Origin of the sequence: Kaistia geumhonensis (assembly GCF_030815145.1) — a bacterium.
Lineage (GTDB): Bacteria > Pseudomonadota > Alphaproteobacteria > Rhizobiales > Kaistiaceae > Kaistia > Kaistia geumhonensis.
In genome coordinates this window covers 3,923,317-3,948,305 of record NZ_JAUSWJ010000001.1, presented here as the reverse complement: position 1 = coordinate 3,948,305, position 24,989 = coordinate 3,923,317, and the positions used below count along the sequence as shown (strand labels likewise).

The 24,989-nt window shown below is 67.6% G+C and carries 25 protein-coding genes and 2 tRNA genes; 14 read left to right on the top strand and 13 right to left on the bottom strand.

The genetic code is table 11. From position 1 onward, the window contains the following. The first annotated feature begins 27 nt into the window (after positions 1 to 27). The 7 genes from QO015_RS18720 (at position 28) to QO015_RS18690 (ending at position 8,465) form a co-directional block, all read left to right on the top strand. Entirely contained in the window at positions 28 to 1,368 is a 1,341-nt protein-coding gene (locus QO015_RS18720; RefSeq protein ID WP_266283514.1) for a dicarboxylate/amino acid:cation symporter, read from the top strand. A 219-nt stretch (positions 1,369 to 1,587) separates the two neighbouring features. After that, the gene (locus QO015_RS18715) at positions 1,588 to 2,490 is read left to right on the top strand and encodes a hypothetical protein (RefSeq protein ID WP_266283513.1); all 903 of its coding nucleotides are present in this window, start codon (positions 1,588 to 1,590) and stop codon (positions 2,488 to 2,490) included. A 171-nt stretch (positions 2,491 to 2,661) separates the two neighbouring features. Continuing rightward, positions 2,662 to 3,702 carry a substrate-binding domain-containing protein gene (locus QO015_RS18710; RefSeq protein ID WP_266283512.1) on the top strand — a complete coding sequence of 347 codons (1,041 nt, stop codon included), beginning with the start codon at positions 2,662 to 2,664 and terminating at the stop codon, positions 3,700 to 3,702. Positions 3,703 to 3,939: 237 nt separating this feature from the next. Continuing rightward, entirely contained in the window at positions 3,940 to 4,947 is a 1,008-nt protein-coding gene (locus QO015_RS18705) for an ABC transporter permease (RefSeq protein ID WP_266283511.1), read from the top strand. After that, positions 4,944 to 5,900 (top strand): ABC transporter permease, encoded by a 957-nt coding sequence (locus QO015_RS18700; protein ID WP_266283510.1) that lies wholly within the window; start codon positions 4,944 to 4,946, stop codon positions 5,898 to 5,900. Before QO015_RS18705 ends, QO015_RS18700 begins: the two co-directional genes overlap by 4 nt. Beyond that, positions 5,900 to 7,432 carry a sugar ABC transporter ATP-binding protein gene (locus QO015_RS18695; protein ID WP_266283509.1) on the top strand — a complete coding sequence of 511 codons (1,533 nt, stop codon included), beginning with the start codon at positions 5,900 to 5,902 and terminating at the stop codon, positions 7,430 to 7,432. The genes QO015_RS18700 and QO015_RS18695 overlap by 1 nt, the downstream gene beginning before the upstream one ends. Before the next feature lie 22 nt (positions 7,433 to 7,454). Continuing rightward, positions 7,455 to 8,465: a GntR family transcriptional regulator gene (locus QO015_RS18690; RefSeq protein ID WP_266283508.1), complete on the top strand. Its 1,011-nt coding sequence runs from the start codon at positions 7,455 to 7,457 to the stop codon at positions 8,463 to 8,465. Positions 8,466 to 8,628: 163 nt separating this feature from the next. Here the strand turns inward: QO015_RS18690 and QO015_RS18685 are convergent, their stop codons facing one another. Both QO015_RS18685 and QO015_RS18680 read right to left on the bottom strand, forming a co-directional pair. Beyond that, complete coding sequence (locus QO015_RS18685; RefSeq protein ID WP_266283507.1) at positions 8,629 to 9,195, bottom strand: cytochrome b/b6 domain-containing protein; 567 nt, start codon at positions 9,193 to 9,195, stop codon at positions 8,629 to 8,631. After that, positions 9,179 to 9,445, bottom strand: a complete 267-nt coding sequence (locus QO015_RS18680) for a PepSY domain-containing protein (protein ID WP_266283506.1) — start codon at positions 9,443 to 9,445, stop codon at positions 9,179 to 9,181. The genes QO015_RS18685 and QO015_RS18680 overlap by 17 nt, the downstream gene beginning before the upstream one ends. A 146-nt stretch (positions 9,446 to 9,591) precedes the next feature. Between QO015_RS18680 and QO015_RS18675 the strand changes: the two genes are divergently transcribed. Together QO015_RS18675 and QO015_RS18670 are read left to right on the top strand one after the other, a co-directional pair. Beyond that, on the top strand, positions 9,592 to 10,251 hold the full coding sequence (locus QO015_RS18675) for a response regulator transcription factor (protein WP_266283505.1): 660 nt from the start codon (positions 9,592 to 9,594) through the stop codon (positions 10,249 to 10,251). Then, positions 10,248 to 11,597 carry a sensor histidine kinase gene (locus tag QO015_RS18670; RefSeq protein WP_266283504.1) on the top strand — a complete coding sequence of 450 codons (1,350 nt, stop codon included), beginning with the start codon at positions 10,248 to 10,250 and terminating at the stop codon, positions 11,595 to 11,597. The genes QO015_RS18675 and QO015_RS18670 overlap by 4 nt, the downstream gene beginning before the upstream one ends. A gap of 31 nt (positions 11,598 to 11,628) precedes the next feature. On the opposite strand, the gene QO015_RS18665 is transcribed toward QO015_RS18670, so the two are convergent. From QO015_RS18665 to QO015_RS18655, 3 genes are all read right to left on the bottom strand, one after another. Continuing rightward, positions 11,629 to 11,705 (bottom strand) — tRNA-Met (locus QO015_RS18665). A gap of 362 nt (positions 11,706 to 12,067) precedes the next feature. Then, positions 12,068 to 12,406, bottom strand: coding sequence for a hypothetical protein (locus tag QO015_RS18660; RefSeq protein ID WP_266283503.1), 339 nt, complete (start codon positions 12,404 to 12,406; stop codon positions 12,068 to 12,070). After that, on the bottom strand, positions 12,396 to 12,596 hold the full coding sequence (locus QO015_RS18655; protein ID WP_266283502.1) for a hypothetical protein: 201 nt from the start codon (positions 12,594 to 12,596) through the stop codon (positions 12,396 to 12,398). The genes QO015_RS18660 and QO015_RS18655 overlap by 11 nt, the downstream gene beginning before the upstream one ends. A gap of 111 nt (positions 12,597 to 12,707) precedes the next feature. Between QO015_RS18655 and QO015_RS18650 the strand changes: the two genes are divergently transcribed. Further along, the gene (locus QO015_RS18650) at positions 12,708 to 13,424 is read left to right on the top strand and encodes an SOS response-associated peptidase (RefSeq protein WP_266283867.1); all 717 of its coding nucleotides are present in this window, start codon (positions 12,708 to 12,710) and stop codon (positions 13,422 to 13,424) included. A 28-nt stretch (positions 13,425 to 13,452) separates the two neighbouring features. On the opposite strand, the gene QO015_RS18645 is transcribed toward QO015_RS18650, so the two are convergent. The 7 genes from QO015_RS18645 to mnmA all read right to left on the bottom strand — a co-directional run bounded on the left by QO015_RS18645 (position 13,453) and on the right by mnmA (position 21,707). Then, positions 13,453 to 14,751 carry a glycoside hydrolase family 130 protein gene (locus QO015_RS18645; protein WP_266283501.1) on the bottom strand — a complete coding sequence of 433 codons (1,299 nt, stop codon included), beginning with the start codon at positions 14,749 to 14,751 and terminating at the stop codon, positions 13,453 to 13,455. Positions 14,752 to 14,791: 40 nt separating this feature from the next. Continuing rightward, positions 14,792 to 17,080, bottom strand: a complete 2,289-nt coding sequence (locus QO015_RS18640; protein ID WP_266283500.1) for a glycosyltransferase family 4 protein — start codon at positions 17,078 to 17,080, stop codon at positions 14,792 to 14,794. Next, positions 17,077 to 18,033, bottom strand: coding sequence for a class I mannose-6-phosphate isomerase (locus tag QO015_RS18635; protein WP_266283499.1), 957 nt, complete (start codon positions 18,031 to 18,033; stop codon positions 17,077 to 17,079). Before QO015_RS18635 ends, QO015_RS18640 begins: the two co-directional genes overlap by 4 nt. 664 nt (positions 18,034 to 18,697) lie before the next feature. Then, positions 18,698 to 18,774: transfer RNA gene (locus tag QO015_RS18630), tRNA-Met, on the bottom strand. A gap of 83 nt (positions 18,775 to 18,857) precedes the next feature. Next, positions 18,858 to 19,814 (bottom strand): glycoside hydrolase family protein, encoded by a 957-nt coding sequence (locus QO015_RS18625; RefSeq protein ID WP_266283498.1) that lies wholly within the window; start codon positions 19,812 to 19,814, stop codon positions 18,858 to 18,860. A 6-nt stretch (positions 19,815 to 19,820) separates the two neighbouring features. Next, positions 19,821 to 20,507: a class I SAM-dependent methyltransferase gene (locus QO015_RS18620; RefSeq protein ID WP_266283497.1), complete on the bottom strand. Its 687-nt coding sequence runs from the start codon at positions 20,505 to 20,507 to the stop codon at positions 19,821 to 19,823. A gap of 9 nt (positions 20,508 to 20,516) precedes the next feature. Next, entirely contained in the window at positions 20,517 to 21,707 is a 1,191-nt protein-coding gene (gene mnmA, locus QO015_RS18615; protein ID WP_266283496.1) for a tRNA 2-thiouridine(34) synthase MnmA, read from the bottom strand. A gap of 351 nt (positions 21,708 to 22,058) precedes the next feature. Here mnmA and sciP point away from each other — a divergent pair, with 351 nt between their 5' ends. After that, positions 22,059 to 22,334, top strand: a complete 276-nt coding sequence (sciP, locus tag QO015_RS18610; protein ID WP_026303994.1) for a CtrA inhibitor SciP — start codon at positions 22,059 to 22,061, stop codon at positions 22,332 to 22,334. Between the two features lie 74 nt (positions 22,335 to 22,408). On the opposite strand, the gene QO015_RS18605 is transcribed toward sciP, so the two are convergent. Continuing rightward, positions 22,409 to 23,110: a metal-dependent hydrolase gene (locus tag QO015_RS18605; protein WP_266283495.1), complete on the bottom strand. Its 702-nt coding sequence runs from the start codon at positions 23,108 to 23,110 to the stop codon at positions 22,409 to 22,411. A 176-nt stretch (positions 23,111 to 23,286) separates the two neighbouring features. Between QO015_RS18605 and QO015_RS18600 the strand changes: the two genes are divergently transcribed. From QO015_RS18600 to QO015_RS18590, 3 genes are read left to right on the top strand one after another with little or no spacing between them, the layout of a single operon-like run. Further along, positions 23,287 to 23,862: a YqaA family protein gene (locus QO015_RS18600; protein ID WP_266283494.1), complete on the top strand. Its 576-nt coding sequence runs from the start codon at positions 23,287 to 23,289 to the stop codon at positions 23,860 to 23,862. Between the two features lie 26 nt (positions 23,863 to 23,888). After that, positions 23,889 to 24,410: a Holliday junction resolvase RuvX gene (gene ruvX / locus QO015_RS18595; protein WP_266283493.1), complete on the top strand. Its 522-nt coding sequence runs from the start codon at positions 23,889 to 23,891 to the stop codon at positions 24,408 to 24,410. 3 nt (positions 24,411 to 24,413) lie between these two features. After that, the gene (locus QO015_RS18590; protein ID WP_266283492.1) at positions 24,414 to 24,983 is read left to right on the top strand and encodes an HXXEE domain-containing protein; all 570 of its coding nucleotides are present in this window, start codon (positions 24,414 to 24,416) and stop codon (positions 24,981 to 24,983) included. Positions 24,984 to 24,989 lie beyond the last annotated feature (6 nt).

Below are 24,989 nucleotides of genomic sequence, written 5' to 3'. Positions count from 1 at the left end.
CCGGGTTTCGAGGAGGGGAGAACCTCAATGGCCGTCATCACCGCGCCGGGCGCCCACGAGACGCAGCGCAAACCGCTCTACGCCCAGCTCTATGTCCAGGTCCTCACCGCGATCGCCCTCGGCATCGCGCTCGGGCATTTCTATCCCGAGCTCGGGACGGCGCTGAAGCCGCTCGGCGACGCCTTCATCAAGCTCGTCAAAATGATCATCGCTCCGGTCATCTTCCTCACGGTGACGACCGGCATCGCCTCGATGCACGATCTCAGGAAGGTCGGCCGCGTCGTCGGCAAGGCGATGGCGTATTTCATCACCTTCTCGACCCTGGCGCTGGCGATCGGCCTCGTCGTGGCGAATGTCGTCCAGCCGGGCGCCGGCTTCAATGTCGATCCGGCCAGCCTCGACCCGGCCGCCGTGCAGACCTTCGCCGAGAAGGCGCACGACCAGACGATCGTCGGCTTCCTGATGAACATCATCCCGGTGACGATGATCGATGCGCTCGCCTCGGGCGACATCCTGCAGGTGCTGTTCATCGCGGTCCTGTTCGGCATCGCCCTCGCCATGGTCGGCGAGGCCGGCGAGCCGGTGACGCGCTTCCTGACCGCGGTGACGGTTCCGATCTTCCGCCTCGTCGCGATCCTGATGAAGGCGGCCCCGATCGGCGCGTTCGGCGCCATGGCCTTCACGATCGGCAAATACGGCATCGGCTCGGTCGTGAACCTCGCCTTCCTCGTCGGCACCTTCTACGTCACGGCGCTCCTCTTCGTGCTGGTCGTGCTTGGCGCCGTCGCCCGCTACAACGGCTTCTCGATCCTGAAGCTCATCCGCTACCTCAAGGAGGAACTGCTGCTGGTGCTCGGCACGTCCTCGTCGGAGGCGGCCCTGCCCTCGCTTATGGACAAGATGGAGAAGGCCGGCGCGAAGCGCTCGGTCGTCGGCCTCGTCGTCCCGACCGGCTATTCCTTCAATCTCGACGGCACCAACATCTACATGACACTGGCGGCGCTGTTCATCGCGCAGGCGACCAACACGCATCTGTCGCTGGAGCAGCAGGTGTTGCTGCTGCTCGTCGCCATGCTCTCGTCCAAGGGCGCGGCGGGCATCACCGGCGCCGGCTTCATCACGCTGGCCGCGACGCTGTCCGTCGTGCCGAGCGTGCCGGTCGCCGGCATGGCGCTCATCCTCGGCGTCGACCGCTTCATGTCGGAATGCCGCGCGCTCACCAACTTCATCGGCAATGCGGTGGCGACGCTGGTCGTGGCCCGCTGGGAGGGCGAACTGGATACCACGCGCCTCGCGGCAGCGCTGAACGGCGAGGCGACGGCGGATCTCGAGGAGGAGCCGGAGGGCGTCCTCGTCGCGGCAGAGTGAGCCGCGCGGGCGTGTTCGAGATATCGGCAAGGGGCGCTTCGGCGCCCCTTCGCTTTGGTGCCCTCGGAACCAAGGCGGCTCCGGCGAAGTTGTGTGCGCAGTTCAACCCATGCTGCGGAGGCAAAGTAAAATGGGCCGTTCAATTCTCCTCTGGCTGCTCGGCGTTCCGATCCCGATCATCATCCTGCTCGCGATCTTCTGGCATTGAAGGGAGAAGACATGACCGTCATCGCTTCTCCCGTCCCCGTCGCCGCGCCTGAATCTTCGCAGTCTGCCATTTCGTGGGGCGCCGTCTTCGCGGGCGCGGCCGTAGCGGCGGCGGTTTCCCTGGCAATGTTCGTGCTCGGCTCCGGCCTCGGCTTCGCCGCGGTGTCGCCCTGGGCGAATGCCGGGGTCGCCGCAGGCACCTTCGCGATCTCCGCTGCCATCTGGCTCGTGATCGTCCAGTGGGTCGCCTCGGCGCTCGGAGGCTACATCACCGGCCGGCTGCGCACGCGCTGGGTCGGCGTCCATACCGACGAGGTGTTCTTCCGCGATACCGCGCACGGCTTCCTCGCCTGGTGCGTCGCGACGATCATCGCAGCCCTGTTCCTGTCGTCGGTCGCCGTCGGCACCGTCTCGACCGGCGTGAAGGCCGCGGGTTCGATCATCTCGGGTGCCGCCCAGACGGCGAGCGCCGGCGTCGGCGCTGCCTCGGCCAATGGTGCCGATCCCGCCGGCTATCTGGTCGACACGCTGTTCCGCCCGATCGCCGACCAGCTGCCGCCTGCCCAGCCTGCTCCGGCCGGCGCGGCCGACGCTCGTGGCGAGGCGCTCCGGATCGTGGCATCCGGCATCGCCAGCGGCGAAATGCCCGATGCCGACAAGACCTATCTGGCGCAGCTCGTCGCCAGCCGTACCGGTATCCCGGTCGCTGACGCCGAGAAGCGCGTCAACGACATGCTCGCCGCCGTCGAGACTGCCAAGACGCAGGCCAAGGAAGCTGCCGACGCCGCTCGCAAGGCCGCTTCGACGACGATGCTGCTCGGCTTTCTCGCTCTCGTGATCGGCGCCTTCATCAGCGCGGTCGCTGCCGCCCTCGCCGGCAAATTGCGCGACGAGGACGTCCCGTCCACGACCTGACGGATCGCTTCGCGACGCATTCTGAAGGGGGCGGCTTCGGCCGCCCCTTTTCCGTTGCGCGGAGACCGTTCCGCTCGAAAACGCACATTGCACGCGATATCCGTTCGTGTTACGCCTTCAGCGATGCGGAAAACGGCTGAGGAGAGCCGCTCCGCACGAGGGAGGAAATCAATGACGAAGCGCTTCACGGGCGTCGCTGCGCGCGCCCTGCCGATGATCGCCGCAACCCTGCTGGGACTTGCCGCGGCGCATGCATCCGACAACAAGATCGCCCTCATCCCCGGCGGTCCGCATCCCTATTTCGCACCCTGGGAGCAGGCAGCCGCCGACGCCAAGAAGGACTTCGGCATCGCCGCGGTCGACTTCAAGGTTCCGGCCGAGTGGAAGCTGAACCTGCAGACCGAGCTGATCGAGAGCCTCGTCAGCCAGGGTTACAACGCCTTCGGCATCTTCCCGGGCGACGCGGTCGGCATCAACACGACCGTCGAGGAACTCGCCTCGAACAACATCCCGTCGGCCGCGCTCGCCGGCTGCAGCCAGGACCCGACCAAGGTCGCCTTCTGCCTCGGCACCGACGTCTATAATTCGGCCTATCTCGGCACCAAGGCGCTGATCGAGTCGATGGGTGGCAAGGGCAAGATCGTGCATCTCGCCGGTCTCCTGGTCGATCCGAACACCAAGCTGCGCATGGAAGCCGTCGAGAAGGCGGTCGGCGAGACGAATGGCGCCGTTTCGCTCGTCCAGCACATCACCGACACAGACGCGCAGGAAGCGGCAGACCAGAAGATCAACGCCCTGCTCGGCGCGCAGAAGGACCAGATCGACGGCCTGATCGCGACGGCCTACATCCCGTCCGTCGTGGCGGCGAAGTCGCTGCGCAATCTCGGCGACAAGCGCATCAAGCTCGTCGGCATCGATGACGATAAGATCGTGCTCGACGGCATCAAGGACGGCTTCGTCGCCGGCACCATGGCCCAGAACCCCTATGGCCAGGGCTATGTCGGCGCCTATGTGCTCGACCTTCTGGCGAGCGGCACCTGCACGGTGAAGGACGATGCGCCCTGGATCAAGACGCCCCAGACCGCGCATTTCATCGACTCCGGCACGCTCCTCATCAGCGCCTCCAACCTCGAAAGCTACGGCGCCGACCTGAAGAAGCTGACCGGCGAGATCCAGTCGACGTTCAAGGACAAGTACCTCGCCTGCAAGTAAGGCGACTGGCGGCCGCGGACGACTGTCCGCGGCGGCCCGACACCCGACACTGTCCACGAGCGGCGGAGGGTCTGTCTTCGGCATCTCCCAGAGGGAGAGGCCGGATCAAAGGTTCGGATGAGGGCTTGAGGCCTCTCCGGATCGTTCCCTGAACCCTCTCCCGCCGGCTCCGCGTCAACACTTCTCCCTTGAGGAGTGGTGACGCCGACCTGCGATGCCAGCCACAACGGTGCAGCCATGACCCTTTCCGCCACATCGGAGGATCGCCGCAATCCCCTCGCGGGCCTGCTGGCCGAGAACTCCAACCTGATCGGGCTCGCCGCGATCATCGTCCTGTTCTGGATCGGTTTCACGAGCTACGCGCCGGGCTTCGTCTCGTCGTTCAACCTGTTCGCGCTGTCGCGATCGCTGGCCATCGACATCGTGGTCGGCTTCTCGACCATGGTCGTCCTGGCGACCGGCGGCATGAATCTCGCTATCGGCTCGATCGGCGTCTGCTCGGTGATGCTCGCCGGCTGGCTGATGCAGGAGCTGGGCTTTCCGCTGCCCATCGCGCTCGCCGCCGGCCTCGGCCTCGGTGCGCTGCTCGGCTTCCTCAACGGCTTCGCCATCGTGCGCTCCGGCGTCAACGCCTTCATCATCACGCTGGCGAGCGCCAGCCTCTTCCTCGGCGCCATGCTGATTCTCTCCAAGGCCGTGACCTTCAACACGCTGCCACCCGAGGTCGCCGCCTTCGGCCGCATGAAATGGGGTTTCGTCTCGCCGCTGATGGTGATCGCGCTGGCCATAGGCGCCGCGCTGGTCGTGCTCTTCCGCTTCACGGCGCTCGGCCGAGAGATCCTCGCCGCCGGAGCCAATGCGCGCGCGGCCGAGCTTTCCGGCGTTCCGGTCGGCCGGGCGATCATCGTCGCGCATATGCTCTCCGGCCTGCTGGCCGCAGCCGCCGGCCTGATGCTGCTCTTCCGCCTCGGCGCCGCGATGCCCTCGATCGGCCAGGACTGGCTGCTTCCCTCCTTCCTCGCGCCGGTGCTGGGCGGAACGCTGCTCTCCGGCGGCTATGTCTCCGTCATCGGAACCATTCTCGGCGCGCTGCTCGTCACCACCATCCGCAGCGGCCTTCTCGTGATGCAGATCGGCAATTTCTGGCTGCAGCTCTTCCTCGGCCTCATCCTGCTCCTCGCCGTGATGCTCGATCGCTATCGCAGCGTCCATGCCGAGCGGCGCAGCCTCGGACGTCGCGCATGATATCTCTCTTCGACCGCATTCTCGCCAAGGAGTGGTCGGCGCTCGCCGCGGCGATCATCGCCGGAACCATCGGCCTCGCGCTGACCTCGCCCGCCTTCCTGACCGAGTTCAACGTCTATGTGATGCTGCGCTCGTTCTGCGTGGTCCTCGTCGTTGCCTTCGCGCAGATGCTGACGCTGGCCGTGGGGCAGCTCAATCTCTCGATCGGCGCGCTGGGCGGGCTGGTCGCCGTGCTCGTCGGGGGCATGATGGAGAAGCTCGGCCTGCCGATCCCCGTCGCCATTCTCGCGGGCCTCCTCGTCGGCGCGGCGGGCGGGCTCGCCAACGGCCTGCTGACGGTCCGGACCGGCATCAACGGCTTCATCATCACGCTCGCCACCGCCTCGGCCTTCACCGGCATCAATCTCGGCATCACGGAATCGGTGCCCTTCTACGACATGCCCGCCGCCTTCGTGGCGTTCGGATCGGCACGCTTCTCCGCGTTCCCCTATCTGCTCATCCCGCCGGTCATCGTCGCGCTTGCGCTCGGCCTCTTCCTCGCCCGCACCATTCCGGGCCGGCAGTTGCTGGCGGTCGGCGGCAATCCGCATGCGGCGGAACTCTCGGGCATCCCGAAGGACCGGATCGTGGTGCTGGCGCATACGCTGTCGGGCCTCCTCTCCGCGGTCGGCGCCATCCTCGCCGTCGCGCAGCTCGGATCCGCACAGCCGACCATCGGCGCCGACTGGCTGCTGATGTCCTTCGCGGCGCCGATCATCGGCGGCGCGGCGCTCACCGGTGGCCACATTTCCGTCGCGTCCACCGCGCTCGCGGTGGTCCTGATCGTCCTCATCCAGAACGGCATGGTGCTGGCGAAGGTCGACCCCTACTGGGTGCAGTTCATGCTGGGCGCACTGATCCTCGCCGCCGTCGGGCTCAACCGGGCGCGCGCGCTCAGGGCGGAGCGCAGCTGATGCAGCTTTCCATCGAGGATATCGGCAAGAGCTTCCCCGGCGTCACGGCGCTGGACGGCGTCTCGTTCACCATCCGCCCCGGCGAGATCCATGCGCTGATGGGCGAGAACGGCGCCGGCAAGTCGACGCTCATCAAGATCATCACCGGCCTCTACAAGCCCGATCGCGGCCGCCTGCTCGTCGACGGCAAGGAGGTCGCCTTCTCCTCGCCGCGCGACGCGATCGCCGCCGGCATCAGCGCCGTGCACCAGGAGCGCAACCTCATCCCGCGCTTCACCGTGGGCGAGAACATCGTCATCGAGCGGCTTCCGACCAAGGGCGGCCTCATCGACTACGGCGCCGTGCACCGCGAGGCGCGCCGCTTCCTCGACATGATCGATCCCTCGATCGACACCCATACCGAGGTGCGCCGCCTCTCGGTCGCGCAGATGCAGATCGTCGAGATCGCCAAGGCGCTGTCGCTGGAAACGGGCGTGCTGCTGCTCGACGAGCCGACCGCCTCGATCACCGGCCACGAGACCGAAGCGCTGTTCGCCGTGCTGCGGCGCCTGCGCGACGAGGGCAAGGCGATCGTCTTCGTCAGCCACAAGCTGGAAGAGGTCGTGTCGATCTGCGACCGCGTGACGGTGCTGCGAGACGGCCGCGTCGCGGCCGCGGGCGAGCCGATCGCCACCATGGGCCGCGGCCGCATCGTCTCGGCCATGATCGGCCGCGAGGAACGCGTGGCCGAGATCGGCGAACGGCGGCTGGAGGGGGCGAAGCCTGTGCTGGAGGCGCGCGCCATCGCCACCAGCCTCGGCCACCGCGATGTCAGCTTCACCCTGCGCAAGGGCGAGATCCTCGGCCTCTACGGTCTCGTCGGCGCCGGCAGAACCGAACTCGCCCGGGCGCTGATCGGCGACGCCCGCATCCTGTCCGGCGGGGTCGTCCTGCGCGGCGAGAAGGTCTCGATCGGCAGCGTGCCGGAGGCGATCCGCCGCCACCGCCTCGGCTATATCTCGGAGGATCGCAAGGCCGAGGGCCTGATCCTCGCCCATCCGATCCGCTCCAACATCGTCATTCCGATCTGGCGGCGGATCGCCGGCCGCCTCGGCCTCATCAGCCGGGCCGGCGAGCGCCGGGTCGCCGTCCCGCTGGCGCAGCGGCTCGAGGTCAAGGCGCCGTCGATCGAGCAGGCCGTCGGCAAGCTGTCCGGCGGCAATCAGCAGAAGGTGTCGATCGCGAAATGGCTCGCAGCCGGCGTCGACATCCTCATCATCGACGAACCCACCGTCGGCATCGACATCAAGACAAAGACGGCGATCCACGAACTCATAGGCGAGATCACACGCTCGGGCGTCTCGGTACTGCTCATTTCGAGCGACATGCCGGAGATGATCACGCTCGCCGACCGCATCCTCGTGATGAAGGATTTCGCGATCCGCGGCGAGATCGAGAACACGCGCCGCTACGAGGCGATGAGCCAGGCGATCATGGCCCATATCCATGACGCAGAGGGCGAGGCCGCGCCTCGCGAGGCCGGCCATGGCTGAGCGCGGCGGTGGAGACTGAGCCGTGACGACGACGGCAGCCGAGACGGCCGAACGCGCCGACGGCGAGTTGCCGCTTTACGAGGTCATCTATCGCGTGCTGCGCCAGCATGTCGCCGGCGGGCAGCTCCCGCCGGGGCTCGTGGTCGGCGAGGCGGCGGTCGCCCGCGCCTTCGGCTCGAGCCGCGTCCCCGCCGCCGCGGCCCTGCGCCGCCTGCAGGCCGAGGGGCTGCTCGAGCCCTTCGACGGCCGCGGACTGGTCATCGCCGGCGGCGCCGCGCCGATGCGGCTGGATCTCGTCGAGGCGGGCCTGGTGCTGCCGGAGGAGATGGGCCAGTCCGGCGCGCCGCGCAGCCGCCGCGCCCGCATCTATCCCGAGGTCGAGCACATCGTCGCTGCGAGCATGGCGCATGGCCGCTTCCTCCTCAACGAGAGCATGCTGGCCGAGCACTACGGCGTCAGCCGCACGGTCGCGCACGAGATCATCGCGCGGCTCGATCGCGCCGGGCTGATCATGCAGGACCGAAACCAGCGCTGGTACGCCGGCCCGCTCACGCCGGAGCTGATGGGTGAGCATTTCGAGATCCGCTGGCTGATGGAGCCGCTGGCGCTGGCGCAGGCGATGCCCGCGCTCGACCGGCGCGACCTGGTGGCCAAGCGCGATCGCGTCGCGTCGACCCAGGCTGGCCGTCGCACGCCGGCCCGCATGGAACGTCTCGAACACGACCTCCATGTCGATACCGTGCTGCGCTGCCCCAATGGCCAGCTCCGCGACGCCATTCATCGCAGCCAGCTGCCGCTGATCGCGATCCACGACACGTTCCGGCTCTTCCTGGACGATGCCGAGATCGAAACCATGCTCGGCGAGCATCTCGCCGTCTATGACCGCCTGATCGCGGGCGACGCGACGGGGGCCATGCAGGCGCTCGATGCGCATCTCCGTCGCTCTCTGGCACCGAACGTCGCGCGGCTCAGGCAGCTCGGCCCCCTCCCCGCCGACCGCCGCGTGCCCTTCCTCGTCGAGGTCCAGCGCTGACGGATCGAGGCATGCGGTTGTCGGTGAAAGGATCCAGGCGGCGCGCGCCCACGGGCGCGGACCGGGAGGGCGGCCGGACGGTGTGGGTCCCGTCCGGCCGCGTCCGCGGCACGGAGGCGGCGCGCGCAGGGCGCGCCGGCCGTGGCACCGCGGAATAGCGAGCTCAGTGCGCCTCGTCCGCGAGGAGTGGACGCTTGCGGCCCGTGACCATGGCGAGCGGGAGATTCTCGCGATGGCGGATGCTGGCGAGAAGGACGCCGGCGAGATGCAGTCCGATCAGGCCGAGGATCCCGTAGGCGAGCGCCTCGTGAAGCTCCTCCAGCCAGTCGACGCCGAAGAAGGCGTCGGTCGTCAGCAGGTAGCCCATCGAGGCCTGCGCGATGATCGCGAGGATCAGCGCCACGATCATCGCGCCGCCGGCAGGGTTATGGCCGAGAAAGCGCCGCTCGCGGCCGGCGGCGATGTCCTTCAGGTAGCCGAACACGACGGAGGGGCGGCGGACGAAGGCGGAGAAGCGCGCCTCGCGCGGACCGATCACGCCCCAGACGAGGCGGATCGCGATGAGCGCCGCGGCGCAATAGCCGGCGACCTCGTGCACCGCCTGCCATTCTCCGGCCGAGAGCCACGCCGTCGCGATCGCGACGACGAGCCCCCAGTGGAAGGCGCGCACCACCGGATCCCAGACCCTGACGCGGCCGGTCATCGCCGCGGCCTCAATCGGCCTCGACATCCAGCATCTTCAGCGTTTCGGGGTCGAAGAGCTTCTCCATGCGCTCCTTGCCCTTGACGGCATAGGCCTCGTAGCAGCCCTTCTGATGCTTGATCTTGCGGACGCTCCAGCCTTCCTTCTCCAGCTGCGCCTTCAGCGCATCCACCGACTGCGCCTTGTCGGTCGGGACGTTGCAGACATCGGCGGCGAAGGCCGGGGCGGTGGAGGCGAGCGTCGCGGCCAGCGCGACGGCGGAAAGGACGAACTTCATCGGGAAGCCTCATCTGTTGCCTGTCGATCGTGTCGACGGCGCCCTTTTGGCCCGCCCCGCTGACGCGAGGCTGACGGAAGCGCCCGCGGGCCGTAAGCTCCCCGTCAGCTTCGGCGGCTTCACTGCGACCGGGGCACGAGAAAGCGATGCGCATCCTCCTGATCGAAGACGACCCGATGCTGGGCGGCGCGCTCGGCGATCATCTCGATGCCGACGGCCATGCCGTCGACTGGGTGCGCCGGCTCGACGATGCGCTCGCCGCCCGGCAGACCGTTTCCTATGATCTCATCCTGCTCGATCTCGGCCTCCCGGACGGACGCGGCCTCGATTTTCTCAAGCAGTTGCGCCGGCGCGGCGACGTGACTCCGGTGATCATCCTCACCGCCATGGACCAGCTCTCCACCCGCATCGAGGGCTTGAATGCCGGCGCCGACGACTATCTCGTGAAACCCTTCGATCTTTCGGAGCTGACGGCGCGGCTCGGCGCGGTCGCGCGGCGCTATGCGGGGAACCCCAACCCGCTCCTCGTCCTCGGACCGCTCGAGGTCGACCAGGCGCATCGCACCGCGACCGTCGAAGGACGCCTGCTCGAGCTCACGGCGCGCGAATGGGCGGTCCTGGAGCGGCTCTGCCAGCATCCGGGCGTTCTCGTCTCGCGGCAGCAGCTGGAGGAGGCGCTCTACGCCTTCGGCGCCGAAATCGAGTCGAACGCCGTCGAGGTCTATGTCAGCCGCCTGCGCAAGAAGCTTGGCGTCGATCTCATCCGGACGGTGCGCGGCCTCGGCTACCGGCTGTCCGCCGAATGAGGCGGCCCGCCAGCCTGACAGGCCGCCTCATCCTGTGGCTCAGCCTCGGCGCCGTGCTGCTGTGGCTGTTCGGGGCCGCGATCGGCTTCGTCATCCTTCGCCACCAACTCGAGGAGGCGTTCGACGGGGGATTGCGCGAAACGGCCGAGCGGCTGCTGGCGCTGGCGGCCGAAGGCCTAGCGGAGGGCGGGGAGGCCGAGGGCGAGGACTATGCCCACGAGGTCCCGATTCTCGATGCCGACGATGGCGAGTACATCGTCTACCAGGTGCGTCGCGGAGACGGCACGGTGCTGCTCCGCTCCTTCGACGCTCCCGCGAAGCCGTTCGCGGCGCCGCTCGCGGAAGGCTTCGCGGTGGAGGACGACTGGCGCATCTTCACCATCGGCAATCGCTCCGGCCGGCTCTTCATCCAGGTGGCGGAATCGCGCAGCCGCCGCGCGGGTGCCCTGCACGAGACTCTGCTCTCGCTGCTGCTGCCGATCGTTCTCCTGATTCCGCTCTCGGCGATCGGCATCTTCGTCGTCGTCCGGACGGGCCTCAGGCCGCTCACCGGGTTCAGCGCCGAGATCGCGCGGCGCGATGCACGCCATCTCGACCCGATCGACATAGGTCCGCTGCCGAAGGAACTGGTCCCGACCGCCGAGGCGGTGCAGTCGCTGATCGCCCGGCTCGGCGCGGCGATTGCCGCGGAGCGGGCCCTCGCCGCGAACAGCGCCCATGAACTGAGGACACCGATTGCCGGGAGCCTCGCCCAGACGCAGCGCCTCATCGCCGAGCTCAGGGGACATCCGGCCGAGGCCCGCGCCCGACAGGTGGAAGAGAGCCTCAGCCGGCTGCGTCACCTCTCGGAGAAGCTGCTTCAGCTCGCCCGCGCCGATGCCGGCATCGCGCTGACGGAGCGTTCTGCCGACCTGATGCCCGCGCTCCGCCTGGTGGTCGAAGATACGCGGCGGTCGATGGTGCGGCCCGAACGGCTATCGCTGACGGTCGCCGCGGGCGCCTCTCTGGTCGCGCCGTTCGACGTCGACGCCTTTGGCATCGCGATCCGCAACCTGATCGAGAATGCGCTGAGACACGGACCGGCCGGGGGACTGATCGCAGTCACCGTCCCCTCGAATGGCGTCGTCGCCGTCACCAGCGAGGGTCCCGCGGTCGCTCCGGATCTTCTCGCAAGTCTCGCCCGGCGCTTCGCCCGCGGAAACACTGCCGCGCCGGGATCGGGGCTCGGCCTCGCCATCGTCGCAGAACTGGTGGAAAGCGCCGGCGGGACGCTCGATCTGCTCTCGCCGGTTCCGGGACGAGACGACGGCTTTCGCGCCGAAGTGACGCTGCCGAAGGATCGATGAGTATGCGGGAGAAGCCGTCGAGACGGCGAATTGGTTGCGGGGGCAGGATTTGAACCTGCGGCCTTCAGGTTATGAGCCTGACGAGCTACCGGGCTGCTCCACCCCGCGCCAATTGGGAAGCGGCTTGTAGGACGGCAGCCGTCCGAACGCAACCCCCTTCTGCACCTCCTCCCTTTGGTCGATCCCGGGTCGCTCCTCTCCGGGTCATCGACGTGCTATGAAACGGGCCTGATCTTCGAGCTGGCCGTTCGGGGGAACCGCCCACATGCTGATCTCCGCCATTGTCGCGACCTGTGTCGGCTTCTTCTATCGGGCACGAAAGGCGCGCCGGCTGGTCCGGGAGCAGTCGGACCGTGCCCGGCCCCGCGACGATCTCGGGATGTGACAATCACGACGCCGGACCGGATGGGCCAGTCGCTGTCCCTTCCATCGCAAAAAATCGATCCAGAGGATTCGCGACTCGGCTGCGGCTAGCGCTTCTGGTGCTTGCGGTGCCCGCCGTCATACCAGCCGCGGTCACCGAAATGGTCGGGCTCGCCGCGCATCATGCATTTGAGCTCGTGGCCGAGATCGAGGCAGCGTCGGCAGAGCGGATCGCAGGGCTCCGGCCGGGCATGCCAGCGCATGCAGATGATCCGTGCCAGCGCGTCGCGCTTCGGATTGGCGACATAGGCGCGGAGCGACTCCAGCACGACGACGCTGGTCTCCCAGGTCAGTCGCGCGCCCTTCTGCCGTTCGACGAGCCTCTCCAGCCGCTGGATGATCCCCCAGGGAGTCAGGCGCCGGCGAGAGCCCTCGTCATCCGCCACGGCCTCGCCCGCGCACGAAGCCGAAGGAGACCTGCTCGACCCGGTCGTCATAGGCCATCAGCAGCGTTTCGATGACGGCGCGAAGATCGCCGCCATGCACCGCGATCAGCTCGTCGACGCGGCGCAGCAGCGCTTTCTCCTGCTCGGTGAAGTCGTCGAGCCCCTGGCCCTCGTCGTCCGGCTCGGCCATCGCCGCCTCCGCTGCCTCATTTTGTTCTTATAATGTTCTCGTTTGAGGCAGAGTCAATCAACCGCCGGGCGGCTGTGGATGGCCCCCGCGCGTCATGGCATGCTCGGGGCCATGTGCAATCTCTACTCCATGACCTCGAACCAGGAGGCGATCCGCGCCTTCGCCCGGTTCTATGCCGACCTGACCGGCAATCTGGCGCCGATGCCGGGCATCTTCCCGGACTATGCGGCGCCGATCGTGCGCAACGCGCCGGAGGGCCGCGAACTCGCCATGGCCCGCTGGGGCATGCCCTCGTCGTCGCAGGCGCTGTTCGCGGCGACGAGCAAGCGCGCCGACAAGTTGCGCGCCAAGGGCAAGGAGGTCGACTTCCAGGCACTTCTGAAGGCCGAACCCGACAGCGGCACGACCAATATCCGCAACACGGCGAGCAGGCACTGGACGCGCTGGCTGGACATCCCCAACCGCTGCGTCGTGCCCTTCACCTCGTTCAGCGAGTTCAACAAGGAGGCCGGCGGCGACATCTGGTTCGCGCTCTGCGACAGCCGCCCCCTCGCCTTCTTCGCCGGAATCTGGGTTCCGCAATGGACCGGCGTGCGCAAGGTGAGGACCGGCCCGGAGACGATCGACCTCTACGGCTTCCTCACCACCGAGCCCAATGCCGAGGTCGGCGCCGTTCACCCCAAGGCGATGCCGGTCATCCTGCGCACGCCCGAGGAGGTCGACGCCTGGCTGACCGCGCCGACCGCCGCCGACGCGATCGCGCTGCAGAAGCCGCTGCCCGATGGAGCGCTCACGATCGTGGCGCGGGGGCCCAAGGAGGACCGTTGACCCCTGCTGCTGGCACGGAGGCAGTTACTCAGTCCAGGCTCTTCAGCAAGTCATCGATGCGGATGGTCGCGAAGTTCGTGAAGGTGTCGGAAACGGCGTAGGGGAGAATGATCTGATCGCCGTGGCGCATGGCGCCGCAGGTGTAGACGACGTTCGGCACATAGCCCTCCCGCTCGGCCGGCTCGGGTCGGAGCAGAGGTCGATGCGACCGCCCGAGGACCTTCGACGGATCGTTCTTGTCGAGCAGCGCGGCGCCGATCGAATAGCGACGGACCGGTCCGACGCCGTGCATCAGCAGCAGCCAGCCTTCGTCGAGCTCGATTGGCGCGCCGCAGTTGCCGATCTGCACGAACTCCCACGGAAAGACCGGCCTCAGGATCGCCTCGCCTCCGTTCCAGATGCGCAGGTCGTCCGAATAGATGAGATAGAGGTTCTCGTTGTCCTGTCGGGCGATCATCGCGTAGCGGCCGTCGATCTTGCGCGGGAAGAGGCCCATGCCCTTGTTGCGCGCCGCGGTACCGGCGAGCGGCGAGAGATTGAACACCCGGAAGTCGCGCGTCTCGATCAGTTCGGACCGGATCGTGCTGCCGCTATAGGCCGTGTAGGTCGCGTAGTAGATCGTGCTGCCGCCACCTTCGTCGAAGGCCACGAAGCGCGCATCCTCGATGCCGTTGGCCTGAGCCGGCGTCACCGGGAAGATCACCCGCTCGCTGAGGTCCTCGTCGCCCGAGAACGCGATTTCCACCTCGTCGCCATCCATGCCTCCGACGAGGCGCACGAGGCGGGGAAGCGTCGCAAGCCGTTCCGTCCGATCGACGGTGATCGTGCCGTCGGCGGAGACGATGCCGGAGCGGAATGTCAGCGACGATACATGACCTTCACCGACGGCGCGGAGACTGACGATGAACCGGCAGGAACCGGCGGCGACGCCGCTTTGATCGGGATGGGGAACAATGCTCGGGTTGAAGAGCGCTGCGGCCTCGAACGAATATTCATGCATGAAATAGGCGCCGACCAGCCGGCGTTGCAGCAACGTGAAGCTGGGATGCGCGGCGAAGGCCGGCTCCATCTCGTCGGCGCGTGCTTCGAAACGCGCGAGCAGGTTGCGGTGCCGCCCGTCGAAATTCTCGAGCACTTCGGCGAGCTGCGCGGCCGCCGCTTCAGGATCGAGCGCCATGACGCGGTCGACAATGTGGTTGGCGCGTGTCTTCTCCCCCGGCTTCAGAGCGAGCGGCTCGGCCGTGAGGCGGAACGAACGGACGATGACCCTGCCCGGGTCCGGACGCAGAAGGGGCGCCTGGCGGGTCAGGAATGCGGATTGTGGCAAGGTGGGACTCGCGCTCTCGCTGGAGGGGACGTGCCGAAGCTCAGGCGCGCAGGGCGCGCGGCAAAGCCAGTTTCATGCGCTCGCCACTCACGCGGCGCAGCTGTCTGATTTCTGCAAGACTGAGGAGATAGGAGACGACGGATTCGCCGCCGCGGTTCTCGTTGGGCCGGTCGGCGTGAAGGCCGTCGCGACAGCTGCCGGTTTCGGGATCGACCAGGGACTCTCCGAGATCATTGGCGCCGAAGAACCAGCTGAACGCCTTGAGGGCGCTCGTGCGCCACGCCGCGTTGCCGTCGGCCCGCCAGGCGGCGAGGCAGGCGGAAATCGAGGCAGTGGCCTCCAGCGGCTGCTGGTCGAAAGGACGCGGTCGTTTGCGGCCGCCGTCGCCGAAGCTCTCCGAGCCGACAGGCCTGAAATGCCCCGTCGGCGCGGTCTGCTGCGCCATGAGCCAGCGCAGCGAGCGCAGGCCCGCCTCGACATGCGACAGCGTGCGTGTCGCAAGTCCGGTCTGGATCAGGGCCTGGGAGAGGCGGGCATTGTCATAGGCGAGGCCCTCCTCGAACCAGGTCCAGTCGTCGGTCTCGGCAGCCGAGAGCGAGGCCGCAAGCCGTTCGGCGAGGACCGAGCGCAGGCGCTCGGCCTCGGGATCATCGACTCCGGAGGCCATGTAGGCGTCGAGCCCCAGCAGCGTGAAGGCGAAGGCGCGGGGTGACCTGAAGCGCTCCACCACGGGCAGCGCCACAGCGAAAAGCGCGGCTGCCCACTGCCGGCGCGCAGAGGTCGCGTCGCTGCGCGCAACCTCGCCGAGCGCCCAGAGCGTTCGGCCATGACTGTCCTCCGAGCCCCGATCTTCCAGCCAGCGCCTGTCGAAGCTCATGAAATTGCGAAACCGGCCGCTGTCGGGGTTCCAGGCATGCTGCACGAAGGCGGCGAAGCGCGAGGTCAGCACCTCCGAGAGCCGTTGCTCGCCCGGCGCGTTCAGGGCGCAGGCGACGAGGAGCGCACGCGCATTGTCGTCCACGCAGTAGCCATGCAGCCGGTCCGGAACGGAATGGACGGCATGCTGCAAAAGCCCGGTATCGTCGCACATGGAGAGGAAGTGTCCGATCTGCATGTCAGGCAGAATGGATTGGTCGCTCGGCATGCGATCCGGATCGGCACGCGGCAGCATCCTCAGCTTCTGTCCGTGGCGCGCGCTTTCCAGAACCGCCAGATAGCGCTCGGCCGTTCGCTCCCATGTCATCGAGCGGCTGACCGCATAGGCGCGCGCTCGCATCGCCTGCCGCTTTTCGTCGTTCGTCAGCAGGTCGGTGATCGCGGCGCCGATTGCGGCGGCATCCCCGAAAGGCACCAGCAGGCCTCGTCCATCGGCGAGCAGCTCACGCGCGTGCCAGTATGGCGTGGAAACCACCGCTCGCCCGAGGCCGAAGCTGTAGGCCAGGGTCCCCGAGGTCATCTGTGATTCATTCAGATAGGGCGTCGCATAGACGTCGCACATCGAGATGAAGCCGAGCAGGGTCGGCTGGTCCACGAACTGGTCGAGGAAGACGACATGGTCCTCGATGCCGAGTTGGCCGACGCGCCGCACGAGGCTTTCCCGATAGGCCTCGCCATGATCCCTGACGAGATTGGGATGTGTCGCGCCAAGAACGACATAGACCGCGTCCGGCCGCTTCGCGATGATCGCCGGCATGGCGTCGATCATGACTTCGATCCCCTTGTTGGGCGACAGGAGCCCGAAGGTGAGGATCACCGAGCGCCCGCTGAAGCCGAACTCGGCCTTGGCGCGATCGGGCTCGACGAAGGCGAAGTCCGGAATGCCATGCGGAATGACTTCGATCTTGCCGGCCGGCACGCGATAGACGCTGCGCAGCAGATCACGCCCCTTCTCGGCCATGACGACGACTTTCGCCGATGCCTCCACGATGCGCATCAGCACCTCGCGCTGGACCGCGGTCGGTCGCTCGAGAACGGTGTGAAGCGTCGTCACGACAGGCATGGTCAGCCGCGACAGCAGCGCGAGGATATGACTGCCGCCCGGTCCGCCGAAGATCCCGAATTCGTGTTGCAGCGAGACGGCGTCGAAGCGCTTCGCATTCAGAAAGCCGGCCGCGCGCTCATATTCGTCCAGCATCCCGTCGTTGATTTCGAGGCCGACGGTGGACGGGTAATCATAGGAATGGCCATGATCGGTCATCGCCACGATCGTGGTCTCGACATCGGGAGCGGATCGCGCGATGGCCTGCTGCAGGTCCGTCGTGAAGGTGGCGATGCCGCAGCGGCGCGGCAGCGAATTGCCGATGAAGGCCAGGCGCTTGATCTGGGTCACGATGTAGCCTTGCTCGGGATGGACGGCGCGTTTGCGAATGACGGGAGCGGGGCGACGGGCCGTGGCTCGGAGGCAGCCGGATGGCCGGCACGCTGGCTGAGATCGACGAGAAGGCCGGCCTGGATCTCCGAACCGGCATAGGCGACGAGCGCCGTGAACTTCTCCGGCCCGACGTCCAGCGCGACATTGTCGTCGTCGAGGAAGAAGGCTTCGCCCACGGAGGCGGCCATAGGTCCGATCTTCGCCCGGCCCCGCAGCACGAGCACCCAGGTCTCGCGGTCCGTCTCGATCCGCCATTTGGACTTCGGCGGCAGATCGAACCGCTCGAAGACGAAGTAAGGGGTCTCGACGAGGAGGCTGCGCACATCGGTCAGCGCGCGGGGCCCTACCGAACGCGGAAAGGGCCTCGCATCCGCGGCCGCGACAGCGTCCTCGACATGCAGGGGGCGTCGCCGCCCATAGTCGAAGATGCGGTAGGTCGCGTCGCTTCGTTGCTGGATTTCGGCGATCACGAGTCCGGCACCGATCGCATGGATCGTGCCCGCCGGAACGGAAACGGCGGCGCCGCGCTCGACATGACGCCAGGCGATGATGTCGGCGATCGACCCGTCATCGATCGAGGCGCGCAGCGCCTCGGTGGTCAGCGGCCGCTTGAGCCCGAGCGCCACCTCGCCCCCGGCGCGTGCATCGAGAATGTACCAGGCTTCGGTCTTGCCATTGGGAAGGCCCTTGGCCTGTGCCTGCGCGTCGCCCGGATGAACCTGGATGGACAGCCGCTCGGTGGTGAACAGGAGCTTCAGGAGGAGCGCCGGCTCCGGCGATCGGCGATCGGCGCGCTGAAACCATATCTCGCCGATCGGGCCGTCCTTGTCGTGAAGCTGGCTCCACGGACGAAGATCATGGCTGCCCCAGGGCTTCCGAACGGCCTCGCTGGCTGCATGCTCGAGTGTCATGACCTGTCGCTCCTGGTGTCTGATGGCTCCCCCTGGACGGGTCGGCGAAGGATGTCGGCGGACGGAACGCGGCTGTCAGCGCTCGGAGAAACCCGGTCCCGCGTCGAACTGGCCGTGGCCATCATCGACGCTTCCCCGGCTGCCACGAGCTACGCCAAGGTCGCTCGGCTACCGAGCCCGCAGCGGCGAAGGCATTACGCCAAGCAATTTCACTATCTCCAATCTGCCTTGTCGACGAGGGTGTCGGATGAGCCGAGCGCCCAGCGCCGGTCGGCAGAGCAGATGCAAAGAGCGAGACCCGAAAAATGGATCGGCTAGCGCTTGCGAATGTTTGAGATCACTACTCAATTATTATGTGGGTTCTGCTTCGTTTTTTTACAACGACAAGATGTCTACTGGGGAATATATAGAGGTCGAACGCTATCGACGAGACCCGCCGCCGGCCGATCTTGAGAGCGCGCTTGCCGTGATCAAGCGGCTGATCCAGCGCGGCGCGAACCTAGCCATCGAAGGGCGTTCACCGAGGACGAAGCATGCCCCAACGAACATGATCATCCGCCGCGGCGTCGGCCGCGACGAATGGACGGGGGGAGCTTGACCTCACGATCGCCGGAACGTTGGCGAATCTTGTGAAGAGCCATCATCAGAAAAAGGGGGGAAGTGGTGGTAGCGGGAGAGGGACTTGAACCCCCGACACGCGGATTATGATTCCGCTGCTCTAACCAGCTGAGCTACCCCGCCACACGCGATGAATGATCATCGATGGGGCGCTTATAGGAAGCGTGGCGAAGCGCTGTCAAGCGCGATTGCCGCCCGGAACGGGTTCACCCACCATTGGCAAGCGCCGGATCGAGGGGCCAGGGCTCGACATCGCGGCTCGCGACCAGCCGTCCGTTCTCGACCGCGATCCGTGCGAGATGGATCACCGTGCGCCGCTCGCGGAAATCGACCGGAACGGGCGTCTCCGTCTCCGCCCAGTCGGGGTGGGTGAAATAGTAGAGCGCCGCGTGATCGCCCTGCGGCACCACGTCGGCATGGCGGGCGAAGCGGCGGTCGTCCGGATGGATGCCCGGTTCGCCCAGGATGAGGCCCTGCCGCTCCCAGCCCCGTGCGTCGTCGGACCGGTATACGGCGAGGCCGCGCCACTCGTCGGTGATCATCCACCACCAGCCGCCGAGGGAGAAGACGTTCGGTCCCTCGTGCGGCGGCGCGTCGGGCGCGCCGGCAATGACCTCGCCTTCGAGGCGCCAGTCGCGAAGATCCGGGCTCGTCAGCGCATAGGTCGCCGAGCCCTTGCCCTCGTCCTTGTACCAGAGGCGATAGAGGCCGTCCGGACAGCGGGCGACGGCGGCGTCGATGACATTGCGCGAGGTGCGCGGCAGTTCGCCTACCCGCGCCCAGGTCTCGAGGTCGGGACTGGTGAAGTGCACGAGGCGCCTGTCCGCGTCGGCCGCGCTGTCGGAGGCGCCCGGCATATAGGTGAGGAACATGTGATAGGCGCCCTTGGCGCGGATCACTTCCGGGGCCCAATGGGTGTTGAGACCGGGATGCTCGGGCGCGTCGAGGCCTGCGACCGTGCCGCGATAGGTCCAGGTGAGGCCGCCGTCGCGCGAGACGGCGGTGCCGATGGCGCTGCCGTGGATCCAGCCGAACCCCTCGCCACCGAGATCGGCGCGGCGGTTGGTGTAGAACATCCACCATTCGTCGGTGCCGGCGCGGTGGATCACGGTCGGATCGGCGGCGCCGTCATGCACGGGATCGCCATAGATCGGGCGCGACATCGTCCCTCAGAGCCTCTCGAACACGATGAGCGTGAAGAAGCCGATCGGCCCGACGCGGCGCTGCTCGACGAGGCGAAGCTCGTCGCGGCCGAGGATGCGGGCAATCGGGAAATCGGAATGCCAGCCGAGCGCCGACGCGAAGGGCGCGGCGGCATCCTCGATCCATTTCCGCCAGCCCCTGTCGGCGGCGAAATGGCTGACGATGACGACGCGGCCGCCCGGGCGCGTGACGCGGACGAGCTCCGCCATCACGGCCTTCGGATCGGGAACGACAGTCATGACGAACATCGCGACCGAGGCATCGAAGCGTCCGGTCTCGAAGGAGAGATCGCCGGCATCGGCCTCCTCCAGAGCCTCGACGTGATCGAGCGCGCCCTCGCTCACCCGCCGCCGCGCGACGTCGAGCATGTCGGGGCTGAGATCGATGCCGGTGATGCGATGATCGCGACGATAGGCGGCGAGCGAAAGGCCGGTTCCGACGCCGCATTCGAGCACACGGCCGGCCGGCAGCGCATTGATGGTGGCGACCGCCGCGCGGCGACCGGCATCGAGCGCGGCGCCGAAGACGCGGTCGTAGACCGGCGCCCAGCGGGCATAGGCGGCGCGCACGGCGCCGTCGTCGATCCTGCCGGCGGCGCGGCGGCCGGAACGGTCCTTCCAGCGGCGGGCGACGTCCTCGAAGAGATCCGGCATGGGCGTTCCTTAAGCTGCGGGCTGCGGTGCGTCCGCGAGCCGGGCGAGCGCCGCCTCGGCGGCGTCGGAGCGGCGGCTGGTCGCGATCCATCCCCCGCCGAGCACCCGCGCGCCGGCGCCCTCCCCCTCATAGAGCACGCAGGCCTGGCCGCTGGCGACGCCGCTCTCCTCGCCGAGAAGCTCGACCTCGACCTTGTCGCCGTCCATCACGAGCCTGGCCGGCTGCGGCGCCCGGGTGGAGCGGACGCGCGCGAACAGCTCGATGCCGTTCTCATCGAGTTTTGCGAGCGGCCGGTCGCCGAGCCAGTTGACGTCGCGGAGCACGAGGCGGCGGACGGCGAGCGCGGAACGCGGCCCGACGACGACGCGGCGACGGGCGGCGTCGAGCGCCACGACATAGAGCGGCTCGCCGGCCGCGACGCCGAGGCCGCGTCGCTGGCCGATGGTATAGTGGATGATGCCGTCATGGCGGCCGAGTACCGTGCCGTCGATATGCACCACCTCGCCCGGCTCCGCGGCATGCGGCCGGAGTTTCGCGATGACCTCGGCATAGCGACCGCCGGGGACGAAGCAGATGTCCTGGCTGTCATGCTTGTCTGCGACTTCGAGGCCCAGCTCGCGGGCGAGTGCGCGCGTCTCGGGCTTGGTCATCCCCCCGAGCGGAAAGCGCACGAAATCGAGCTGCTCCTGGGTGGTCGCGAACAGGAAATAGCTCTGGTCGCGATCGAGATCGGCCGGTCGGAACAGGCCGCGATGGCCGGAGGCGAGTGGCTTCGTCGAGACATAATGGCCGGTCGCCAGCGCCGCCGCGCCGAGGCCGCGTGCGGTGGCGAGCAGGTCGACGAACTTGACGGTCTGGTTGCAGGCGATGCACGGCACCGGCGTCTCGCCCGCGATGTAGCTGTCGGCGAAACGGTCGATCACGGCCTCGCGGAAGCGAGACTCGTAATCGAGGACATAATGCGGGATGCCGAGCTGGTCGGCGACGCGGCGCGCGTCGTGGATGTCCTGTCCGGCGCAGCAGGCGCCACGCCGATGCGTCGCGGCGCCGTGGTCGTAGAGCTGCAGCGTGATGCCGACGACGTCGTAACCCTCGCGCGCCAGGAGACCGGCGACCACCGAGGAATCGACGCCGCCCGACATGGCGACCACGACACGCTGATCCTTGGGAAGGCCGGGAAGATCGAGGCTGTTCGGCATGACCGCTGTCGATAAGGCGCGCCGCCGAAGACTGCGCGCGCGATATGTCGGATGCGGCTCGCGCCACCGGGATCAGCCCTATATAGCCGCGACGCTCCGCTCTTCAAGGGAGAAGCGTCGTCATGGCGCGCGGACCTTCATGACGAGGGCAGGCGCCAGTTGGCGGACAGGTCCGGCCGAGGTTACCGGGCGGCGCGATTGCGTTTTGTTGCAATTTGCATTGCAGAACGAGTCCTCGCGAGGCGGAAACGACGGAAATCGCTTCGAATTTCACCGATCGGCTTAGCCAAAATTTAAGGGGGACCGCCTAGTCTCAGCTCCTGACAAGGTCAGGTTGAGTGTGAGTGTAGAATGACCGATCAGATGCGTCCGCGCGTGAAGTATGTCATCGGACCCGATGGTAGTCCGCTGACCATCGCGGACCTCCCGCCGCGCGACACCAAGCGTTGGGTCATCCGCCGCAAGGCAGAGGTGGTCGCCGCCGTTCGTGGAGGACTTCTCAGCCTCGAGGAAGCCTGCCAGCGCTATACGCTGACGGTCGAGGAGTTCATTTCCTGGCAGCAGTCGATCGACCAGCACGGCCTCGCCGGCCTTCGGACGACCCGCATCCAGCAGTATCGCCAATAGTTTCCCCACCCCGGAAATGCGAGGGCCGGCGTCAGCGCCGGCCCTCTGTCGTTGCGGCGAGGGGATTCTCCGGCTCAGAGCGTCAGCACCTCGCCGACGGCGGGAACCAGGACGTCGACACCCGACCCCTCCATGCCTGAGACGAAGGCGTCGGCCGTGGCATCGACGAGCGGGAACGTCGCGTAGTGGCCCGGAATGACCGTCTCGAAATGGAAGAAGCGGCGCGCCGCCATGGCCGCCACCTTGCCGCCCATGGTGAAGCGGTCGCCGATCGGCAGGATGCCGATCTTCGGCGCGTAGATCTCGTCGATCAGCGCCATGTCCGAGAAGATATCCGTATCGCCGGCGTGGTAGAGCGTCCGCTCGCCGGGAGCGCGGATGACGACACCGTGCGGGCTGCCGAGCGAGTGGACCACGCCGTTCTGGTCGATCGAGCCCGAGGAATGATGGGCGACGGTGAGAGAGACGCGGAACGGGCCCTCGTCGACCGTGCCGCCGGAATTCATCGGATCGCCGTTGGCCACGCCCTGCCGCGAGAGATAGCCGATGAGGTCGGCATCGCCGACCACCTTGGCCCCGGTCTCGCGCGCGATCGCGACCGTATCGCCGACATGGTCGCCGTGACCATGGGTGAGGACGATATGCGTGACACCGCGGGCCGCAGACGCGACATCCCCCGCAAATTTGGGGTTGCCGGTGAAGAACGGGTCAATGAGAATGACCGCGTCGGTGATCTCGATGCGGAACGCGGCGTGGCCGAGCCAGGTCAGTTTCATGAAATCGACACCCAATCATTGTTGGTGGCGGAAGTATGGGGTCCGGTTCCGGCGGCGACCAGTGCGCGGCCGGTGAACAGTGAAGCCGCAATCGGACCGCGGCGCTGAGCCGATGAACGGCAGGAGGCCAGGTGACGGAGCTGGAAACGACGGCTGATCGCGGAGGACGCGGTCTGATGAAGCGGATCTTCGACCGCATCATGGTGCTTTCCGCCGGTCCGCACGCGCTGTGGCTGCTCGCCGCGGTGTCCTTCGCGGAGGCGTCGTTCTTCCCGATTCCGCCCGACCCCGTCCTCGCCGCCATCGTGCTGGCGCGTCGCGACCGCGTCTGGATCGCCGCCGCGGTATGCACCATCGCCTCCGTGCTGGGCGGTCTCGCGGGCTATGCCATCGGCGCGGGGCTATACGAGGCCATCGGCCAGCCGGTGATCGCCTTCTATCATCTCGAGGAAGCCTTCCATAACTTCCAGACGCGTTTCGAGGAGTGGGGTGGCTGGATCATCGTCGCCAAGGGGTTGACGCCGATCCCGTTCAAGCTGGTGACGATCGCATCGGGCGTGGTTCATCTCAACCTCGTCACCTTCATCGTCGCTTCGCTGCTGACGCGCGGCCTGCGCTTCTTCATCGTCGCGTGGCTCTTCTACCGCTTCGGCCCGCAGGCGCGCGCGATGATCGACCGCAACTTCAACAAGGTGATGATCGGCGGCACGATCCTCGTGATCCTCGGCTTCGTCGCCATCATCTACATCTGAGGCCAAACGGCCTTTTTCGAGGGCAAGTGCCAGGACGCATCATCGACATCGCCGCGCTCGACGCGGCGCTCACGGGGCCGGGCGTTCTGTTCGGCCTCGATCTCGGCACCAAGACGATCGGGGTCGCCCTCTCGGATCTCGGCCGGCGAATGGCAGCGCCGCTCGCGCTCATCAACCGGCGGAAATTCTCGCTCGACGTCGCCGAGCTGAAGCGCCTGGCCGAGATCCATCAGGCAACGGCGATCGTGATCGGCCTGCCGCTCAACATGGATGGCAGCGAGGGGCCGCGCGCGCAGTCCACGCGCTCCTTCGTGCGCAACCTGCTGCCGCTGATCGACGTGCCGGTCGTCTTCTGGGACGAGCGCCTTTCGACGGTCGCCGTCACGCGCACGCTGCTCGAGGCGGACACCAGCCGGCGCAAGCGGGGCGAGCTCGTGGACAAGATGGCGGCCGCCTTCATCCTGCAAGGCGTGCTCGACCGCCTGGAGCGCATCGCGGAGGATCGGGAGGATGGGGCCGGCGACGGCGCCGACGATTCGGGGGGATAGGAGATGATGGGGCGGCTCGCGGCGTACTGGGTCTATGGCGGCGCGCTCGCCGGCCTGCTCGGCCTCGGGCTTCTCTGGCTCGCGGCCCCCGAGATGAGCGCCCCGCTCGCGGCCGTGGCGCTGCTGCTGCCGCTCTACATGCTGCACCAGTTCGAGGAGCATAACGACGACCGCTTCCGCCGCTTCTTCAACACGCTGATCGGCGGCGGACGCGAGGTGCTCACGGTCCCGGCGGTGTTCGTGATCAATATCGGCGGCGTCTGGCTCGTCTATTTCATCGCCATCGCGCTGGCGGGGCGGGTCGATCTCGGCCTCGGCCTGATCGCGGTCTATGGCACGCTGGTCAACGCCGTCGTGCATCTCGCTGCCGCGGCGGCGAAGCGGCGCTACAATCCCGGCCTCGCGACGGCGGTCGTCTTCTTCCTGCCCGCCGGCATCGCGGCGTTGTGGCTGGTGACCGCCACCGGCGAGGCGGGACCTATCGAACATGCGATCGGCCTTGCCGTCGCAGTCGGCATCCATGCCGTCATCGTCGCTTATGCCTTGCGGCGCAGGCGAAGCCTCGGCGGCTGAGGCGTT

Coding starts and splice junctions, on each gene's coding strand:
- QO015_RS18695 (WP_266283509.1), top strand. CDS start 5,900: ATGCAGCTTTCCATCGAGGATATCGGCAAGAGCTTCCCCGGCGTCACG.
- QO015_RS18680 (WP_266283506.1), bottom strand. CDS start 9,445: ATGAAGTTCGTCCTTTCCGCCGTCGCGCTGGCCGCGACGCTCGCCTCC.
- QO015_RS18715 (WP_266283513.1), top strand. CDS start 1,588: ATGACCGTCATCGCTTCTCCCGTCCCCGTCGCCGCGCCTGAATCTTCG.
- QO015_RS18620 (WP_266283497.1), bottom strand. CDS start 20,507: ATGCCGGATCTCTTCGAGGACGTCGCCCGCCGCTGGAAGGACCGTTCC.
- QO015_RS18605 (WP_266283495.1), bottom strand. CDS start 23,110: ATGAAACTGACCTGGCTCGGCCACGCCGCGTTCCGCATCGAGATCACC.
- QO015_RS18720 (WP_266283514.1), top strand. CDS start 28: ATGGCCGTCATCACCGCGCCGGGCGCCCACGAGACGCAGCGCAAACCG.
- QO015_RS18590 (WP_266283492.1), top strand. CDS start 24,414: ATGATGGGGCGGCTCGCGGCGTACTGGGTCTATGGCGGCGCGCTCGCC.
- QO015_RS18705 (WP_266283511.1), top strand. CDS start 3,940: ATGACCCTTTCCGCCACATCGGAGGATCGCCGCAATCCCCTCGCGGGC.
- QO015_RS18600 (WP_266283494.1), top strand. CDS start 23,287: ATGAAGCGGATCTTCGACCGCATCATGGTGCTTTCCGCCGGTCCGCAC.
- mnmA (WP_266283496.1), bottom strand. CDS start 21,707: ATGCCGAACAGCCTCGATCTTCCCGGCCTTCCCAAGGATCAGCGTGTC.
- QO015_RS18700 (WP_266283510.1), top strand. CDS start 4,944: ATGATATCTCTCTTCGACCGCATTCTCGCCAAGGAGTGGTCGGCGCTC.
- QO015_RS18685 (WP_266283507.1), bottom strand. CDS start 9,195: ATGTCGAGGCCGATTGAGGCCGCGGCGATGACCGGCCGCGTCAGGGTC.
- sciP (WP_026303994.1), top strand. CDS start 22,059: ATGACCGATCAGATGCGTCCGCGCGTGAAGTATGTCATCGGACCCGAT.
- QO015_RS18635 (WP_266283499.1), bottom strand. CDS start 18,033: ATGACACTCGAGCATGCAGCCAGCGAGGCCGTTCGGAAGCCCTGGGGC.
- QO015_RS18710 (WP_266283512.1), top strand. CDS start 2,662: ATGACGAAGCGCTTCACGGGCGTCGCTGCGCGCGCCCTGCCGATGATC.
- QO015_RS18650 (WP_266283867.1), top strand. CDS start 12,708: ATGTGCAATCTCTACTCCATGACCTCGAACCAGGAGGCGATCCGCGCC.
- QO015_RS18670 (WP_266283504.1), top strand. CDS start 10,248: ATGAGGCGGCCCGCCAGCCTGACAGGCCGCCTCATCCTGTGGCTCAGC.
- QO015_RS18655 (WP_266283502.1), bottom strand. CDS start 12,596: ATGGCCGAGCCGGACGACGAGGGCCAGGGGCTCGACGACTTCACCGAG.
- QO015_RS18625 (WP_266283498.1), bottom strand. CDS start 19,814: ATGTCGCGCCCGATCTATGGCGATCCCGTGCATGACGGCGCCGCCGAT.
- QO015_RS18675 (WP_266283505.1), top strand. CDS start 9,592: ATGCGCATCCTCCTGATCGAAGACGACCCGATGCTGGGCGGCGCGCTC.